The sequence below is a fragment of the Streptomyces sp. NEAU-YJ-81 genome (genome assembly GCF_017592595.1).
In the GTDB taxonomy this organism is placed as follows: Bacteria; Actinomycetota; Actinomycetes; order Streptomycetales; family Streptomycetaceae; genus Streptomyces; species Streptomyces hygroscopicus_B.
Window position 1 is genome coordinate 819233 of sequence record NZ_JAGFNO010000001.1, and the last position, 15108, is coordinate 834340.

The following is a 15108-nucleotide window of genomic DNA, read 5'->3' on the forward strand; positions in this document are numbered from 1 at the left end:
GGTTGTCAGTCATCCTCGGTGAAGAGCTCGTCGGCGGTGGAGACGGCGAAGGCGCGGTCGAGCCAGCGGTCCAGGGTGTCGAGGTCGGTGCAGTTGGTGATGCGGTCTCGGGTCTCTGCCAGGGTCGGGATCCCTCGCTTTTCCAAGACGCGCAGTACGCCCTGGGCTCGGCCCCGGGCTTCGCCCTCTGCCGCCCCCTCTGCCTTCCCCTTCAGGAAGGTCTCCTCGATGAGGGTGCCACGGCCGGGGAAGTAGGTACCCACGCTCATCTCGTTCCTCCAGGTGATTCCCGCTGGGGTAGTACTCCCCAGGCCGATTTCCAGCAATTCCGAGTAGTAGCTGACGGACTCAGGATCGGCGGTTCCCATGGCCCGAGCCAGGGCCTTCAGTATGGCCGGGGCATCCTGGTGGCTGCCATGTGTCAAGGCCGAGAAGGTCGCCAGGGTCAGGTCCTGGGCGGCCTCGTCCGGGTCGAGGATCACCGGGACGTTCCCAGGGCCCAGGACCAGTGGATGTACGGACAGCGCCGTCCAGTCGTCCACGCCAACCCGGAAGGGGCCGGTCGCCCACTCGGCGGTTGCCTTGTCCTGGCAGACCACGAGCAGCAGAGCCGGTTGCTTGTATTTCGCCGCCGGATACGACATGTAGTACGCCCAGTTGACTGCCTTGTCGGGGTCGCAGCGCCCTTGGGCCTCGATCGCCAGGAGGAAGTCGTCGCCGTCGAACGGCTTGACGCGCAGCACGCTGTCCACGCGGCGTTCCAGCGGCCGTATCTCGGTGGCATCCGGGGTGAGCACTTCAACCGCCGCTTTCTCGGGCGGCGACAGATCCAGGATGCGGAACACCGGAGCGAGTAACTCCGGTCGTTCTTGAAAGATGCGATGTGCGGCCTCATGCCGCGAACTGACCATGTGTGTGAACGTAGGGTCATCAGTGCATGTGCACGGGGCAAATGACCGGTGATCACTCGATTGGGGGAAAGCCCTGGGTAGGGTCAGGCCGCGATCTCGTAGGTGCTCTGCTGCGGGGTGAGCTCGAACCAGAGCAGCTTGCCGCTGATGCCGAAGAGGTCGTCGGCGAGGGGGTAGCCACCCCAGTTGTCGGCGCACAGCCGGACGATGAGCAGGCCACGGCCGGAGGTCGCGTCCAGGCTGGCGGCGGCCTCGGTGAGGGCCGTGAAGCGGTCGAGGGGGCTGGGCGGGGCGTCGAAGGGCGCGGGGATGGTGGGGTTGGTGTCCCAGATGCTGACGCGGAGGCGGCTTTCGCAGAGGTGGCGGATGCGGAGCTGGGCGGGGCCGTCGGAGTGGCGGACGGCGTTGGTGACCAGCTCGCAGGTCAGGAGTTCGGCCGTGTCGGTCAGCTCGGCCATGCCGTAGGAGGAGAGGACGGCCCGCAGGGTCACGCGCGAGATCCTGGCCGCCCGTGGGTCGTTGGGGAGGCGCAGGGAGTACGTCCAGGGGTCGGAGGACGGCGGTACGTTGGCCATGGAGTCTCCCTCGGTCGGGCGAAGTTGGGTGGCTTGGGCCACACCGTATGGCAGTCGGTGGTAGACCTGCTACGAAAACGGCAGCAAGGCTGCTAAATGACTTCGTGTGGGTGACATAGGGAGATCCGGATGCCGCCGAGCAACACCCCAACCCTGACCCAGCGACGCCTGGGGACGGAGCTGCGCAAGCTCCGGGAACGCGCGGGCTTGTCATCGACCGCTGCCGCCGCTCGGCACGGGATCAACCAGGCTCGCCTGAGCAGCATCGAGGCCGGGCGGTACCCGGTGAGCGCGGATCGCGTACGCGTCTTCGCCCGTAACTACGCCTGTGGGGAGGGCGATCTACTGGACGCACTGGCCGACATGACGGGCGGCCGCACCCGGGGTTGGTGGGACGAGTACCGGGAACACCTCCCGGCGAGCTTCGCGGATTTGGCGGAGCTGGAACACCAGGCTCATGGGTTGCGCGTCGCAGTCGTCATCCACATTCCGGGTCTGCTGCAAACCGTGGACCACGCCCGTGCGGTGATCCGAGAGGCAGCTCCGCCGCTCCGGGCGTACGAGATCGAGTATCGACTGTCGCACCGAATGAAGCGCCAGGCGATCCTCCACGGCGGCAGGTCGGTGCCGTACACCGCGATCATCCACGAGGCCGCTCTGAGGATGGAGTTCGGTGGCGTAGACACGGTTCGAGGGCAGTTGAAACACCTGTTGGCGATGAGCGAGATGGATAACGTCACCATCCAGGTGATTCCGTTCGGCGGCGGTGGGACCTTCCCTGGTGCAGGGCAGTCGCTCGACTATGTCATCGGTCCCGTGTCACAACTGGATACGGTGCAACTCGATCTGGCGTGGGGGTGCCAGTTCATCGATGCTGAGGCTGAGTTGGCCAGATACAGGGCTGTCGTCCATCGCATGGAGACGACTGCCCTCAAGCCGCGAGAGTCGCGGGACTTCATCTGCGGCGTCTTGCGTGCGATGTGAAGGGAGAAGTGTGTCCGGGTATCAGTGGCGGAAGTCGTCTTACAGCGCTAACTCGTCCAACTGCATCAACGTCGCTGCTGAGTGGCGGAAGTCTTCCGAGAGTGGGGACGCGAGCAACTGCGTGAACGTCGCCGCGAGCGACCGCGCCGTGCTGCTCAGGGAGAGCGACGACCCCGGCGTCATCCTGAGCACCACGCGTGCCTCACTGCGCGCCTTCATACGTGGCGCCAAGGACGGCGCCTTCGACCGCATTCAGGACGGCAGGGCGTAGGGGGCGACGGCCCGTCGGAGAGGGAGGGAGAACAGACGGCCCGTCGCCTGGGCGACCCTACGATCGGGCACTGAGCGGGCACTTACCGCTCGCTGAGGCCGGAAAAAGGGGAGGCGGGCCGGGCGTCGGCCGGGGTACCGTCATCCGCATGGACTCGTTTATTCAGATCTACGGCTGACACGCCGCTCTCTCCGGCGCACCGGTGACCACGCCCGTGCGCTGGGCCGTCGTGTCCATTTCGCCGTAGATCTGAAACGAGTGATCTCTCATGTCACGTCCGTCCCGTCGCCGTGCCCATATCGCGATGGTCGGCATTCCCGCCATCAGCCATGTACTGCCCAGCCTCGAGGTCATCCGCGAGCTCGTGGCGCGCGGTCACCGGGTGACCTACGCCAACGATCCCTTCGTCGCGCACGTCATTGAGCCCACCGGTGCCGCGTTGGTGCCGTACCGGTCCACGCTGCCCGTCGTGGACAACAGCTGGCCCGAGGACCCCATCGCCGCCGGCACCGTCTTCCTGGACGACGCGATCCAGGCGCTGCCGCAGTTGCGCGCCGCGTATGACGACGATCCGGCCGACCTCTACCTCTACGACATCGGCGGCTACGCCGGGCGTGCCCTGGCCGAGGCGCAGGGGCGGCCGGCGCTACAGCTCTCGCCGTCCTTCGTGGCCTGGGAGGGCTACGCGGAGGAGGTCGGGGCGGCGCTCAAGGCGCTGCCGGGGGCCGATGCGTATCAGGAGAAGTTCGCGTCGTGGCTGGCCGGTTGCGGGGCGACCACGCTCGACCCCGACGTCTTCAGCGGGCGGCCCGAGCGGGCCGTCGCGGTGATCCCCCGGGCCATGCAGCCGAACGCGGACCGAGTGGACGAGGAGGTGGTGACGTTCGTCGGGCCATGCCTCGGGGACCGGGCCGGGCAGGGCCGATGGGAACGGCCCGCCGGGGTGGAGAAGGTGCTGCTGGTCTCGCTGGGCTCGGCTTTCACCCGGCAGCCGGGCTTCTACCGGGAGTGCGTCGCGGCCTTCGGAGAGCTGCCCGGATGGCATGTGGTGTTGCAGATCGGGAAGTACGTCGACCCGGCCGAGCTGGGGGAGATCCCGGGCAACATCGAGGTGCATCGCTGGGTGCCGCAGTTGGCGATCCTGGAGCAGGCCGACGCCTTCGTCACCCATGCCGGGATGGGCAGCAGCGGCGAAGGGCTGTACTGCGGGCTGCCGATGATCGCCGTACCGCAGAGTGCCGAGCAGCCGATGAACGCCGACCGGCTCGTGGAGTTGGGCGTGGCCCGCCGTATCGACACTTCGGATGCCACGGCCGAGGTGCTGCGTGCCGCTCTGACCGAGCTCACCACGGATCCGGAGGTCGCGCGCGTGTCGGCGCGGCTGCGGGACGAGGTGCGGGCCGAGGGCGGCACCGCGCGGGCCGCCGAGCTGATCGAGGACGCGCTGCGGTGACATGACGATGGCCCGGCCGCTTGTGGCGGCCGGGCCATCGGCAGGCGTCGGGCGGTTACTTCACGATCGTGATGCGGTCCGCCTTCGGCGGGTCCAGGGGCGAGGACTGCGACGAGTGCGCGCCCAGGTAGGCCGTGAATGCGTCCAGGTCGGAGGCGCCGACGAGCTTGTTCTTGCCGTCCTTGAAGGCCGGGAAGCCGTCGCCGCCGCCCGCGAGGAACTCGTTCATCGCGACGCGATAGGTCTTGGCGGGGTCGATCGGCTCACCGTTCAGCTTCACCGTGTCCGTGACGATCCGGTCCTTGCCGGACTTGGTCAGATCCAGGGTGTAGGTGAGGCTCTTGGAGACCTGGAGGATCTTCGGGGATGCCTCGTTGGAGCCGCTGACCTGCTGCTGGAGCGCGGTGATGAGCTGGGAGCCGGTCAGGTCGATCACGTTCATCATGTTGGTGAACGGCTGGACGGTGAACGCCTCGCCGTAGGTCACCACCCCGTCGCCCTCACTGCCCGACGCCTTGTGGGCGAGGTCGGAGCGGATGCCGCCGGGGTTCATGAAGGTGAGTTGGGCGCCGCCCTTGTCGGCCGGGGCGAGCGCTTCGAGCTGGCCGTCGGCGATGACGTCGCCCAGGGGCGTCTCGTACGCGGTGGAGCCGCGGCCGTTGACGTCGGCGGAGATGTAGCCGATGGGCTTGTTGGCGATCGGGGCGGCCAGCTTGTTCCAGCGCCCGATGAGCGAGGTCATGTCGGGGGCCTTGGGCTGGTCGCGGTCGACGACGTGGTTCGCCGCGTTGGCGCCCTTCACGTTCGTCCGCACGATGTCGCCGGTGCGGCGGTCGTAGGTGAGCGTGGTGTCCGTGTAGAGGCGGCCGAAGGAGGCCGAGGAGGTCACGGTGCGCGGGGTGCCGGACGGGTCCGGGATGGTGCAGGTGTACGCCTGGTGGGTGTGGCCGGTGACCAGGGCGTCGACCTTGGGCGAGATGTTCTTGGCGATGTCGACGATGGGGCCGGAGATGCCCTTGCCCGCACCGCCGTTGTCGCAGTCGTCGTTGTACGAGGAGGAGGCGGGCAGCCCGCCCTCGTGGATGAGCGCGACGATCGACTTCACGCCCTTGCGCTGCAGCTCCTTGGCGTACTTGTTGACCGTCTCGACCTCGTCGTGGAACTTCAGGCCCTTGACGCCCTCGGCGGTGACGATGTCCGGGGTGCCCTCGAGGGTGACCCCGATGAAGCCGATCTTCACGCCCTTGTGCTTCCACACGGTGTACGGCTTGAGGATGGGCTTGCCGGTCTTCTCGTCGGTGACGTTCGCGGCGAGGTAGGGGAAGTCGGCGCCCGGGAAGGTCTTGCCCTTCGCGTAGCAGCCCTCCTTGGGGTGGCAGCCGCCGTTCTGTATCCGGCTCAGCTCGGCGCGGCCCTCGTCGAATTCATGGTTGCCGACCGCGGTGACGTCGAGGTCCAGCTTGTTGAGCGCCCCGATGGTCGGCTCGTCGTGGAAGAGACCGGACAGCAGCGGGCTGGCGCCGATCATGTCGCCGCCGGCGGCGGTGACGGAGTAGTCGTGGCCCTTACGGGCGTTACGGAGGGAGGTGGCGAGGTATTCGGCGCCACCCGCCGGGATGGTCTTGGTGGTGCCGTCCGGCTGGGTCTCGGTGACGGTGCCCGAGGAGCCCTGCGGGGGCTCCAGGTTTCCGTGCAGATCGTTGAAGGACAGCAGCTGCACGTCGACGGTGCGCCCGGGCCGGTGCTTGTCCGAGGCGGCGGCGGTGTCCGCGCCCGCCGGGCCCACGGCGGTCAGCACCCCGGCCGCGGCGGCCAGCACCGCGACTCCCGTGGCCAACCGGCGTGCTGCCCCGCGCCGTTGAGGTCTCGCTGGCATGTCGTCCCCTTGTGTGCCCCGTGGTGGATGGTGGGGCGCAGCTTACGGTCAACGCGCGTAGCGGGGCAGGGGCAGGAGGTTAAGAGCTGGCAGCCGATGGTCAACGGTGTGGGGCGACTTCGCCCGCGGCTGTGGCCTGAGCCAATTGGGCAACAGCCTGTTGCCCAATTGCCCTGGGGCACATCCAGCTGCTGATGGACAAGACACCGCTACGTCGTCATCGAGCTGAAGACCGACAAGGCCCGCCCCGCCCACCTAGGCCGGCTCGGGATCTCTCGCGTGTCGCCGACGACATCCTCGACGGGGATGGGTCAGCCGGGTGACCCGCCGGTAATAAATTGTGCAGCAGCTTGCTGCACAATTGGGCCGCCGTAGGCTCGGCTCCATGAATGACGTGGTGAACGAGACGTCCGGTGCCCGGCGGCTCGATGTGCTGGAGGAGCTGGCGCCCACCGAGGCGCAGGATGTGCTGCGGCTGGTCGCGGAGTCCGCGCGCGCCGATGGTCAGCAGGCCGTGTCCGAGCAGGGGCGGCTGCAGCTACGGGGGCGGCGGGAGGGGGTGCGGCATCTGGTGCTGCGGGAGCCGAGCGGGGAGCTGGTGGGATACGCGCAGCTCGAGGACACCGACCCGGTGGAGGCCCCGGCCGCCGAGCTGGTCGTGCATCCGGCGCACCGCGGGCAGGGGCATGGCCGGGCGCTGGGAGTGACCCTGCTGAGGGAATCGGGGAAGCGGCTGCGGGTGTGGGCGCACGGGGGGCATGCCTCGGCGCGCCATCTGGCGCAGGTGCTGGGGCTGACGCTGTTCCGGGAGCTGCGGCAGATGCGCCGGCCCCTGGGGTCGCTCGCGGAGCTGGGCCTTGCGGAGCCCACGTGGCCGCAGGGCGTGACCGTAAGGACCTTCCGGCCGGGTGAGGACGACGCCGCCTGGCTGGCGGCGAACGCGGCGGCCTTCGCCCACCACCCCGAGCAGGGCTCACTCGCCCAGCGTGACCTGGACGACCGTAAGGGCGAGCCGTGGTTCGATCCGGCGGGGTTCTTCCTGGCCGAGCGCGATGGGCAGATCGTCGGCTTCCACTGGACCAAGGAGCATGCCGAGGAGCGGCTGGGGGAGGTGTACGTCGTGGGCGTGCGGCCGGACGCGCAGGGTGGCGGTCTCGGTAAGGCGCTCACGTCGGTCGGGCTGCGGCATCTGGCGGCCCAGGGGCTGCCGACCGCGATGCTCTACGTGGACGCCGACAACTTCGCCGCGGTCGCGGTCTACGAACGGCTCGGCTTTGTCACCCATGAGACGGACCTGATGTACCGGACCGAGACCTGAGCCGGGCTCGCGCCCGGAGGGCTTAAGAGGGCGGAACCCCAGGGGGTCGGACCCCTGGGGGATGGGTCCCGATTTCCTACGCGCCATGTGTCCGTTACCGGCGATTCAACCTTGGTTGCGAGCATCACTGAATGCAGCCCGCTGTGCCGAATTCGTCGAACCGGAGGCTCCGTGCCGTTTCCGCACCCGCTTCCGCCACGCCGTCTTCGCCTCTGGCGCGGAACAATGAATTCATGAGCGACATCAGCGGTCAGGCATCGGTTTCCCCCCAGCCCCAGCGCCAGCCCTCGGTCGGGTCCATCGCGGCCCACCGGCCGCGTGCTGTCGCCGCGCCACCGGTGCGGTCGCTCGACCCCGACCTCGACGCCGATCTGGACTCGTACGAGGAGGGGGCCGGGCCCGATGTGGCGGGCGGGGAGCTGCCGCAGGGGCGGTTCCTGGATCGGGAGCGCAGCTGGCTGGCGTTCAACGAGCGGGTGCTGGAGCTGGCCGAGGATCCCTCCACCCCGCTGCTGGAGCGGGCCAACTTCCTGGCGATCTTCGCGGGCAACCTGGACGAGTTCTTCATGGTGCGGGTCGCCGGCCTCAAGCGGCGCATCGCGACCGGGGTCGCCACCCGCTCGGCCTCCGGGCTGCAGCCGCGCGAGGTGCTGGATCTGATCTGGAACCGGTCCCGTGAGCTCATGGCCCGGCACGCCGCCTGCTATCAGCAGGACGTCGCCCCGGCGCTCGCGGAGGAGGGCATCCATCTGGTCCGCTGGCCGGATCTCACCGAGAAGGAGAAGTCCCGCCTCTTCACCCTCTTCCGGCAGCAGATCTTCCCCGTGCTGACCCCGCTCGCGGTGGACCCGGTACACCCCTTCCCCTATATCTCGGGGCTTTCGCTCAATCTCGCGGTCGTGGTGCGCAACCCCGTGAGCGGGCATGATCACTTCGCACGTGTGAAGGTCCCGCCGTCGCTCTCCCGGATCCTGGAGGCGTCGTCGCAGCGGTATGTGCCGCTGGAGGACGTGATCGCGGCGCATCTGGAGGCGCTCTTCCCGGGGATGGAGGTGCTCGCGCACCACATGTTCCGGGTGACCCGCAACGAGGACCTCGAGGTCGAGGAGGACGACGCCGAGAACCTCCTGCAGGCCCTGGAGAAGGAGCTGCTGCGCCGCCGCTTCGGGCCCCCGGTGCGGCTGGAGGTCGAGGAGTCCATCGACCCGTATGTGCTGGACCTGCTGGTGCGCGAGCTGAAGATCTCGGACGCCGAGGTCTATCCGCTGCCGGGGCCGCTCGACCTCACCGGGCTGTTCGGGATAGCCGCGCTGGACCGGCCGGAGCTGAAGTACCCCAAGTTCGTGGCGGGCACCCACCGGGACCTCGCCGAGGTGGAGTCCGCCTCCCCGCCCGACATCTTCGCGGCGCTGCGCGAGCGGGACGTTCTCCTCCACCACCCGTACGACTCCTTCTCCACCTCCGTGCAGGCGTTCCTGGAGCAGGCTGCCGCCGACCCGGACGTGCTGGCGATCAAGCAGACGCTCTACCGCACCTCCGGCAAGTCGCCGATCGTCGACGCGCTGATAGACGCCGCCGAGTCCGGCAAGCAGGTGCTGGTGCTCGTGGAGATCAAGGCGCGTTTCGACGAGCACGCCAACATCAAGTGGGCGCGCAAGCTGGAAGAGGCCGGCTGCCACGTCGTCTACGGCCTCCTCGGTCTGAAGACCCACTGCAAGCTGTCGCTGGTGGTCCGCCAGGAGGGCGACACCCTGACCCGCTACTCGCATGTGGGCACCGGCAACTACCACCCCAAGACCGCCCGGCTGTACGAGGACCTGGGGCTGCTGACGGCGAACTCCCAGGTCGGCGCGGACCTCTCCGACCTCTTCAACCGGCTGAGCGGCTACTCCCGGCGGGAGAACTACCGGCGGCTGCTGGTCGCCCCCAAGTCGCTGCGCGACGGGCTGATCACCCGGATCAACAAGGAGATCACCCACCATCGGGCGGGGCGCCCGTCCTACGTCAAGATCAAGGTCAACTCGATGGTCGACGAGGCCATCGTCGACGCCCTCTACCGGGCCTCGCAGGCCGGAGTGCCGGTCGATGTGTGGGTGCGCGGCATCTGCGCGCTGCGGCCGGGCGTCCCCGGGCTCTCGGAGAACATCCGGGTCCGCTCGGTCCTCGGACGCTTCCTGGAGCATTCGCGCGTATTCGCGTTCGGGAACGGTGGCGAGCCGGAGGTGTGGATCGGCAGCGCCGACATGATGCACCGCAACCTCGACCGCCGGATCGAGGCGCTGGTGCGGGTCACCGACCCCGGCCACCGCGCCGCCCTCAGCCGCCTGCTGGAGACCGGGATGTCCGACTCCACCTCCTCCTGGCATCTGGGCCCGGACGGGGAGTGGACACGGCATGCGACGGACGCCGAAGGCCAGCCGCTGCGGAACGTTCAGGAGATGCTCATCGACGCCCGGAGGCGACGGCGTGGTTCAACGACATGACCTGTCACCGGCCGGGATGACGGGCGCCGCGGATCCGGCCGCCGCCCCGCCCTGCCCAGGGGCGGACGGCATGACGGACCGGGGTGCGACGGACCGGGGTGCGACGGATCGCGGTGTGACGGATCGCGGTGTGACGGCGGACCGGGGCACGGCCGACCGGGGTGGGCAGGACCGGGCGACGGAGGCCGCGGCGGCACCTTCGTGGGAGTCGGCGACGGCCGGTGAGGTGCTGTCGGCGTATCTGCACGCCCAGGCCGGGGACTTCCTCCGCAGCCTGCGGCTGCACCGCGAGAGCGGCTCCGATGTGCAGGACGCGGCCGAGGCCGCCCGACTGCTGCGCCGCGCCGCGCGGCGGATCAGCGGCGCACTCTACGTCTACCGCCCGCTCACCGACACGGCCTGGTCCGATCAGCTGCGGACCGAGCTGGCCTGGCTGTCGGGCACGCTGGCGCGGGAGCACGCCTACGCGGAGCGGCTGGACCGGCTGCGCGGCGCCCTGCACCGGCTCTCGGGCGCGGGCGGCCCCTCCGACCGGTCGTCGCAGGCCGAGGGGACGGCCGCCGAGGTCGCGAGCCCCGGTGAGTGGCCCGCCGAGGGCGCCACGAACGCCGCGCATGCCACGAGCGCGGTGCGCTCCGCGCGCGGCGGGGTCACGATCGCGGTCGACGGCGCGGGCGGCCCCTCCGGCACCGCGGGCGCCGGCGGTACGGGCGGTGCTGCCGGTACTGCCGCCTCCGTCCCGCCCCGTTCCACCCGTGCCGCACGCCGCAGTGTCTCCCTGGCCGCCGGTGCGGCGGGAAGCGGAGCCGCGGGCCCTGTCGGGGGGCAGGGTGCGCGGCCCGGTCCGGCTGATACGGGCGGCGGCGCCGAGGGCGCGGCCGGGACGTCCAGGGACGAGGGCCGGGCGGCCGGACGGCGGCGCGGTGAGCGCGGCGAGCGCGGTGACAAGAACGGCCGGGGCGCCAAGGGCGAGAAGGCCGACCGGCCCGGCCAGCCGGGCGCTGCCCATCAGCGCGCCGGTGCCGAGGAGGAGGCCCGCGGCGGTGCGCTGACCGTGGGCGCGGCCCGCGCCGGAGCGCTGCTGGAGCGCCAGCTCACCCTGGCCCGGACCAGGGCCCACACCGCGGCCCTGGAGGCGCTCGGCTCCTCCCGCTTCCACGCGGTCGCCGACACCGTCGCGCTGCTCGCCTCCGACGCCCCGCTCGACGAGGCCAACGCCGCCCGCCCCGCCGGGCAGGTGCTGCCGCCGCTCGCCGAACTGGCGAACCGGCGGCTGGCCGAGGCGGTGGAGGCACTGCCGCTGATCCGCGCCGGACATCCGTACAACGCGGAGGCGCTGGTCCACGGCCTGGCCGCGACCTCGGCGGCGGACGCCCCGCCCGCCAGCGAGCGCCAGGACGCACCCTGGCACCAGGTGCGCCATCTGCTGCGGCTGCGGCGGTACGCCCTGGAGGTGCTCGACCAGGTGTGGCAGCAGCCGGACTGGGCAGGCAGGCCTGGTGGGTCCGGGCCGGGTGGGTCCGGCCCCGTGGATGCCGAGCCGCCGCTGTCCGTACGGCTGCTGGCCGCCGGACAGGCGCTGGAGCGCCACCGCGACGCGGCCGAGGCCGCCGCCGCCGCGGCGGCAGCCGCCCGTACGCCCCGGATCGCCCCGGCGACGGCGTACGCCCTGGGCGTGCTCCACGCCGATCAGCGGCATGAGGTCGAGGCGGCCCGCTTCGCGTTCGGCCGGATCTGGCGGCGCGTGGCCACCAGAGCCTCCTGACGGCGTACGCCCGGGGCGAGCGGCGCCGACGCGAGCGGCCCGGCGACAACAACACAGGCACGACGCATACGCACGAAGAATGCGGCGGACATCGGACATCGGAGACCGGGGAGGGAGACGGCGGATGAACCGGTCAGATTCCCGTGGTGACGGGGGAGCGGACACCGGGACGGTCCTGGCGGCGGGCTGTGTGCTGTGGCGACGGTCCCCGCACGGCGGCGGGCTGGAGATCGCCCTCGTCCACCGCCCCCGCTACGACGACTGGTCCCACCCCAAGGGCAAGCTGAAGCCCGGCGAGGACGCGCTGCACGGCGCGGTGCGCGAGGTCGTCGAGGAGACCGGTATGGGCTGCGCCCCGGGGGCGGTGCTGCCCACCGTCCACTACATGGCCAAGGGCCGCCCCAAGGAGGTCCGCTACTGGGCGGCGGAGGCCGTCGACGACGAGATCTTCGTGCCCAACCGCGAGGTCGACCGCCTGCTCTGGCTGCCCCTGGACGCGGCCCGCCGCCGCCTCTCCTACGACCACGACCGCACCCTCATCGACGCGCTGCTGCACGCCCTGCGGCCGTCCTGAACCGCGCCCGGCTCCCTGACCGGCGGGGGCGGCTCCCCGCCGGTGTCCCGGCTCTCCTACAGGAAGCGTGCGAGGAACGCCCGGGTGCGGGGGTTGGCCGGATTGTCCAGCACCTCCTGCGGGCTGCCGCTTTCCAGGACCTGGCCGCCGTCCATGAACACCACACGGTCCGCCACCTCCTTCGCGAACCCGATCTCGTGCGTCACCACGAGCATGGTGAGCCCGTCCCGGGCCAGATCGCGCATGGTGGCCAGGACCTCGCCGACGAGTTCGGGGTCCAGGGCGCTGGTCGGCTCGTCGAAGAGCATCAGTTTGGGCCGCATGGCCAGGGCGCGGGCGATGGCCACGCGCTGTTGCTGACCGCCGGAGAGCTGGCGCGGATAGGAGGCCGCCTTGTCGGCGAGGCCCACCCGGGACAGCAGCTCCATCGCCGTCCGGCGCGCCTCGGCCTTGGAGATGCGGAGCACACCCACCGGGGCCTCGATGACGTTCTCCAGGACCGTCTGGTGCGGGAAGAGGTTGAAGTGCTGGAACACCATGCCGATGTCACGGCGCTGCCTGGTCACCTCGCGGGGGCGTAGATGGTGGACGCGCCCGGCGGACTGCCGGAAGCCGATCAGCTTGCCCTCGACATGGATGGCGCCCGCGTCGATCTGCTCCAGGTGGTTGATGCAGCGCAGAAAGGTCGACTTACCGGAACCGGACGGTCCAAGGAGCACCACGACCTCGCCCCTGCGTATCTCCAGGTCGATGCCGCGGAGCACCTCAAGCTGCCCGAACCGCTTGCGGACCCCATGGGCCACGACCATCGGCGGCTCCGCCGCCGCGCCCTCGGGAGCGGTGGCCCCCCGGGTGTCCTGGATCGTCATGTGTCCTCCTTGGGGAGAGGGCCGTCCTTGGTGGGGGAGCCGTCCTCGGCGGGGGAGCCGTCCTTGGTGAGGGGGCCGTCCTCCGGCGCCGGGGACGTGACGTCCGGGCGTCGGCGGAAGAGCGCGAAGTCCCAGAACCTCTGGGGGGCCTGGCGGCTCGCCCCACGGGCGTAGTACCGCTCGATGAACGACTGGCCGACATACAGCACCGACGTCATGACCAGGTACCACAGGCAGGCCACGATCAGCAGGGGGATGGTCTCGAAGGTGCGGTTGTAGATCGACTGGACCGTGTAGAGCAGATCGGCCAGGGCGAGCACGCTCACCAGCGAAGTCGCCTTGAGCATGTTGATGACCTGGCTGCCGGTGGGCGGCACGATGAACCGCATGGCCTGCGGGAGGACGACCCGCCGCAGAACCCTCGCCCGGCCCATGCCGAGCGCGGCGGCGGCCTCGGTCTGACCGTGGTCGACGCCCAGCAGACCACCGCGCACGATCTCGGCCATGTACGCGGCCTCGTTGAGGCCGAGCCCGAGGATGGCGGCGAGCCAGGGGGTGATCAGCGAGTTGGTCTGCCCGCTGATGAACTCGGGGCCGAACGGCACGCCGAAGGAGATCCTGGGCAGCAGCGCCGAGAGGTTGTACCAGAAGACCAGTTGCACCAGCACCGGGATGCCGCGGAAGAACCAGACGTAGGCACCGCAGACCGTGCTGAGCACGCGGTTCTCCGACATCCGGCCCACCGCGACGAGCACGCCGCCGACGATGCCGATGAGCATGGCGACGGCGGTCAGCTCGACCGTGGTGGCGATGCCCTGCCCGATGATCTGGGCGCCGAAGTAGGCGCCGACGGTGCCCCATTCGAAGTGGGGGTTGGTGACCAGGAAGTGCACGAGCTGGGCGCCGAGCACCGCGAGGACCAGCACCGCGAGCCAGCGCAGCGGATGGCGGACGGGAGAGGCCCCGGCCACGTCGACGACGGGGACCGCTCCGGGCCGCGGATCGGCCTTCCCCGGGTCGCCCCGGGTCGCCGACGGTTGCGTGGTGGCCATAGTCGGGCTCACCTCCTCACAGGAACAGGGGGACGGGGGTCAGGACGGGCCGCCGAGGTTGACGCCCGGCTTGTCGAGGGTGTTGGCGGACAGGCCCCACTTCTTCATGATCTTTCCGTAGGCGCCGTCGTCGATGAGCTTCCGAAGTGCCTTGAGGAGCACGTCGCGCAGCGGGGAGTCCTTGGCGACGACAGCGCCCTGGTAGAGGTCGTCGAAGCCGTTGCCCTTGCCGGTGCCGGTCAGTTCGAGCTGGTCCTTGGCCTGCGCCACGAAGTAGGTGAGCGGCGCCTGGGAGGAGAAGAAGGCGTCCGCGCGGCCGGAGCGGACGGCCAGGATGGAGCCCGGCTGGTCCTTGTACGACTGGACCTTCACGGCCCTCTCGCCGTCCTTCTCACAGGTGAGCGACTGCTTCTTGATGACTCCCTCGGCGGAGCCGCCCGCCATCACCGCGATCCGCTGTCCGCAGGTGTCGGCCAGGGAGCTGATGTGGTGCGGATTGCCCTTGGGCACGGCGAAGACGACGAACTCGCGCACCCAGTCGACGAAGTCGTTGGCGCCCTGCCGGTCCTTGAAGTCGCCGACGGGGCCGAGGGCGAAGTCGTAGCGGCCCGCCTTGATGCCGGTGAGCTGGCTGGGCAGCCCGTCGGTGGTCACATGCCGGATCTTCACGCCGAGGACCTGGCCGAGCGCGTCGGCGAGGTCGGCGGAGGCACCGGTGAGGCTGTGGCCGTCCGAGCCGGCGATCTCGTACGGCGGGAAGGAGCCGTTGTTGACCGACACCAGCGTGCCGGAGGTGCGGTTCTTCGCGGGCAGCGCGGCGTGCAGCGCCTTGTCCTCGGCCAGCTTGGCCGGGGCCGCCTTGGAGTCGCCGGAGGAGTCCGCGGCGCCTTCCGCCTGGGGCGGGTTGGCTCCGCAGGCGGCCAGGGCGAGACAACAGGACAGGGCGGTCGCCGCGGTGGCCAGGGGACGTCTCATGG

At 70.3% G+C, this 15108-nt stretch carries 13 protein-coding genes; 7 read left to right on the forward strand and 6 right to left on the reverse strand.

What is annotated here, in order from left to right; genetic code table 11:
- Positions 1-5 precede the first annotated feature (5 nt).
- Both J5X86_RS03705 and J5X86_RS03710 read right to left on the reverse strand, forming a co-directional pair.
- The gene (locus J5X86_RS03705) at positions 6-911 is read right to left on the reverse strand and encodes a hypothetical protein (protein WP_208515330.1); all 906 of its coding nucleotides are present in this window, start codon (positions 909-911) and stop codon (positions 6-8) included.
- 83 nt (positions 912-994) lie between these two features.
- Complete coding sequence (locus J5X86_RS03710) at positions 995-1486, reverse strand: ATP-binding protein (protein WP_208515331.1); 492 nt, start codon at positions 1484-1486, stop codon at positions 995-997.
- 129 nt (positions 1487-1615) lie between these two features.
- Between J5X86_RS03710 and J5X86_RS03715 the strand changes: the two genes are divergently transcribed.
- The 3 genes from J5X86_RS03715 to J5X86_RS03725 all read left to right on the forward strand — a co-directional run bounded on the left by J5X86_RS03715 (position 1616) and on the right by J5X86_RS03725 (position 4194).
- A complete protein-coding gene (locus tag J5X86_RS03715) occupies positions 1616-2470 on the forward strand; it encodes a helix-turn-helix transcriptional regulator (protein ID WP_208515332.1) in 855 nt (284 codons plus the stop codon).
- Positions 2358-2741, forward strand: coding sequence for a DUF397 domain-containing protein (locus J5X86_RS51890; protein WP_279595139.1), 384 nt, complete (start codon positions 2358-2360; stop codon positions 2739-2741). The genes J5X86_RS03715 and J5X86_RS51890 overlap by 113 nt, the downstream gene beginning before the upstream one ends.
- A gap of 268 nt (positions 2742-3009) precedes the next feature.
- The gene (locus tag J5X86_RS03725) at positions 3010-4194 is read left to right on the forward strand and encodes a macrolide family glycosyltransferase (RefSeq protein WP_208515334.1); all 1185 of its coding nucleotides are present in this window, start codon (positions 3010-3012) and stop codon (positions 4192-4194) included.
- Positions 4195-4249: 55 nt separating this feature from the next.
- Here the strand turns inward: J5X86_RS03725 and J5X86_RS03730 are convergent, their stop codons facing one another.
- The gene (locus J5X86_RS03730) at positions 4250-6070 is read right to left on the reverse strand and encodes a bifunctional UDP-sugar hydrolase/5'-nucleotidase (protein ID WP_208515335.1); all 1821 of its coding nucleotides are present in this window, start codon (positions 6068-6070) and stop codon (positions 4250-4252) included.
- A 385-nt stretch (positions 6071-6455) separates the two neighbouring features.
- Between J5X86_RS03730 and mshD the strand changes: the two genes are divergently transcribed.
- The 4 genes from mshD (at position 6456) to J5X86_RS03750 (ending at position 12210) form a co-directional block, all read left to right on the forward strand.
- Entirely contained in the window at positions 6456-7388 is a 933-nt protein-coding gene (gene mshD, locus J5X86_RS03735) for a mycothiol synthase (protein WP_208515336.1), read from the forward strand.
- Positions 7389-7621: 233 nt separating this feature from the next.
- On the forward strand, positions 7622-9871 hold the full coding sequence (locus J5X86_RS03740) for an RNA degradosome polyphosphate kinase (RefSeq protein ID WP_208515337.1): 2250 nt from the start codon (positions 7622-7624) through the stop codon (positions 9869-9871).
- A 70-nt stretch (positions 9872-9941) separates the two neighbouring features.
- A complete protein-coding gene (locus tag J5X86_RS03745) occupies positions 9942-11636 on the forward strand; it encodes a CHAD domain-containing protein (RefSeq protein WP_374229224.1) in 1695 nt (564 codons plus the stop codon).
- 124 nt (positions 11637-11760) lie between these two features.
- A complete protein-coding gene (locus J5X86_RS03750; RefSeq protein ID WP_208515338.1) occupies positions 11761-12210 on the forward strand; it encodes an NUDIX hydrolase in 450 nt (149 codons plus the stop codon).
- Between the two features lie 56 nt (positions 12211-12266).
- On the opposite strand, the gene J5X86_RS03755 is transcribed toward J5X86_RS03750, so the two are convergent.
- From J5X86_RS03755 to J5X86_RS03765, 3 genes are read right to left on the reverse strand one after another with little or no spacing between them, the layout of a single operon-like run.
- Entirely contained in the window at positions 12267-13079 is an 813-nt protein-coding gene (locus J5X86_RS03755; protein WP_279595140.1) for an amino acid ABC transporter ATP-binding protein, read from the reverse strand.
- Positions 13076-14131 (reverse strand): amino acid ABC transporter permease, encoded by a 1056-nt coding sequence (locus J5X86_RS03760; protein ID WP_208515339.1) that lies wholly within the window; start codon positions 14129-14131, stop codon positions 13076-13078. Before J5X86_RS03760 ends, J5X86_RS03755 begins: the two co-directional genes overlap by 4 nt.
- A 39-nt stretch (positions 14132-14170) precedes the next feature.
- Complete coding sequence (locus tag J5X86_RS03765; protein ID WP_208515340.1) at positions 14171-15106, reverse strand: ABC transporter substrate-binding protein; 936 nt, start codon at positions 15104-15106, stop codon at positions 14171-14173.
- Between the last annotated feature and the right edge of the window lie 2 nt (positions 15107-15108).

Bases quoted from the DNA above. Each gene is read 5' to 3' on its own strand.
- J5X86_RS03755 (WP_279595140.1), bottom strand. From the start codon at position 13,079: ATGACGATCCAGGACACCCGGGGGGCCACCGCTCCCGAGGGCGCGGCG.
- J5X86_RS03725 (WP_208515334.1), top strand. From the start codon at position 3,010: ATGTCACGTCCGTCCCGTCGCCGTGCCCATATCGCGATGGTCGGCATT.
- J5X86_RS51890 (WP_279595139.1), top strand. From the start codon at position 2,358: ATGCTGAGGCTGAGTTGGCCAGATACAGGGCTGTCGTCCATCGCATGG.
- J5X86_RS03730 (WP_208515335.1), bottom strand. From the start codon at position 6,070: ATGCCAGCGAGACCTCAACGGCGCGGGGCAGCACGCCGGTTGGCCACG.
- J5X86_RS03715 (WP_208515332.1), top strand. From the start codon at position 1,616: ATGCCGCCGAGCAACACCCCAACCCTGACCCAGCGACGCCTGGGGACG.
- J5X86_RS03765 (WP_208515340.1), bottom strand. From the start codon at position 15,106: ATGAGACGTCCCCTGGCCACCGCGGCGACCGCCCTGTCCTGTTGTCTC.
- J5X86_RS03710 (WP_208515331.1), bottom strand. From the start codon at position 1,486: ATGGCCAACGTACCGCCGTCCTCCGACCCCTGGACGTACTCCCTGCGC.
- J5X86_RS03705 (WP_208515330.1), bottom strand. From the start codon at position 911: ATGGTCAGTTCGCGGCATGAGGCCGCACATCGCATCTTTCAAGAACGA.
- J5X86_RS03740 (WP_208515337.1), top strand. From the start codon at position 7,622: ATGAGCGACATCAGCGGTCAGGCATCGGTTTCCCCCCAGCCCCAGCGC.
- J5X86_RS03750 (WP_208515338.1), top strand. From the start codon at position 11,761: ATGAACCGGTCAGATTCCCGTGGTGACGGGGGAGCGGACACCGGGACG.
- mshD (WP_208515336.1), top strand. From the start codon at position 6,456: ATGAATGACGTGGTGAACGAGACGTCCGGTGCCCGGCGGCTCGATGTG.
- J5X86_RS03745 (WP_374229224.1), top strand. From the start codon at position 9,942: ATGACGGACCGGGGTGCGACGGACCGGGGTGCGACGGATCGCGGTGTG.
- J5X86_RS03760 (WP_208515339.1), bottom strand. From the start codon at position 14,131: ATGGCCACCACGCAACCGTCGGCGACCCGGGGCGACCCGGGGAAGGCC.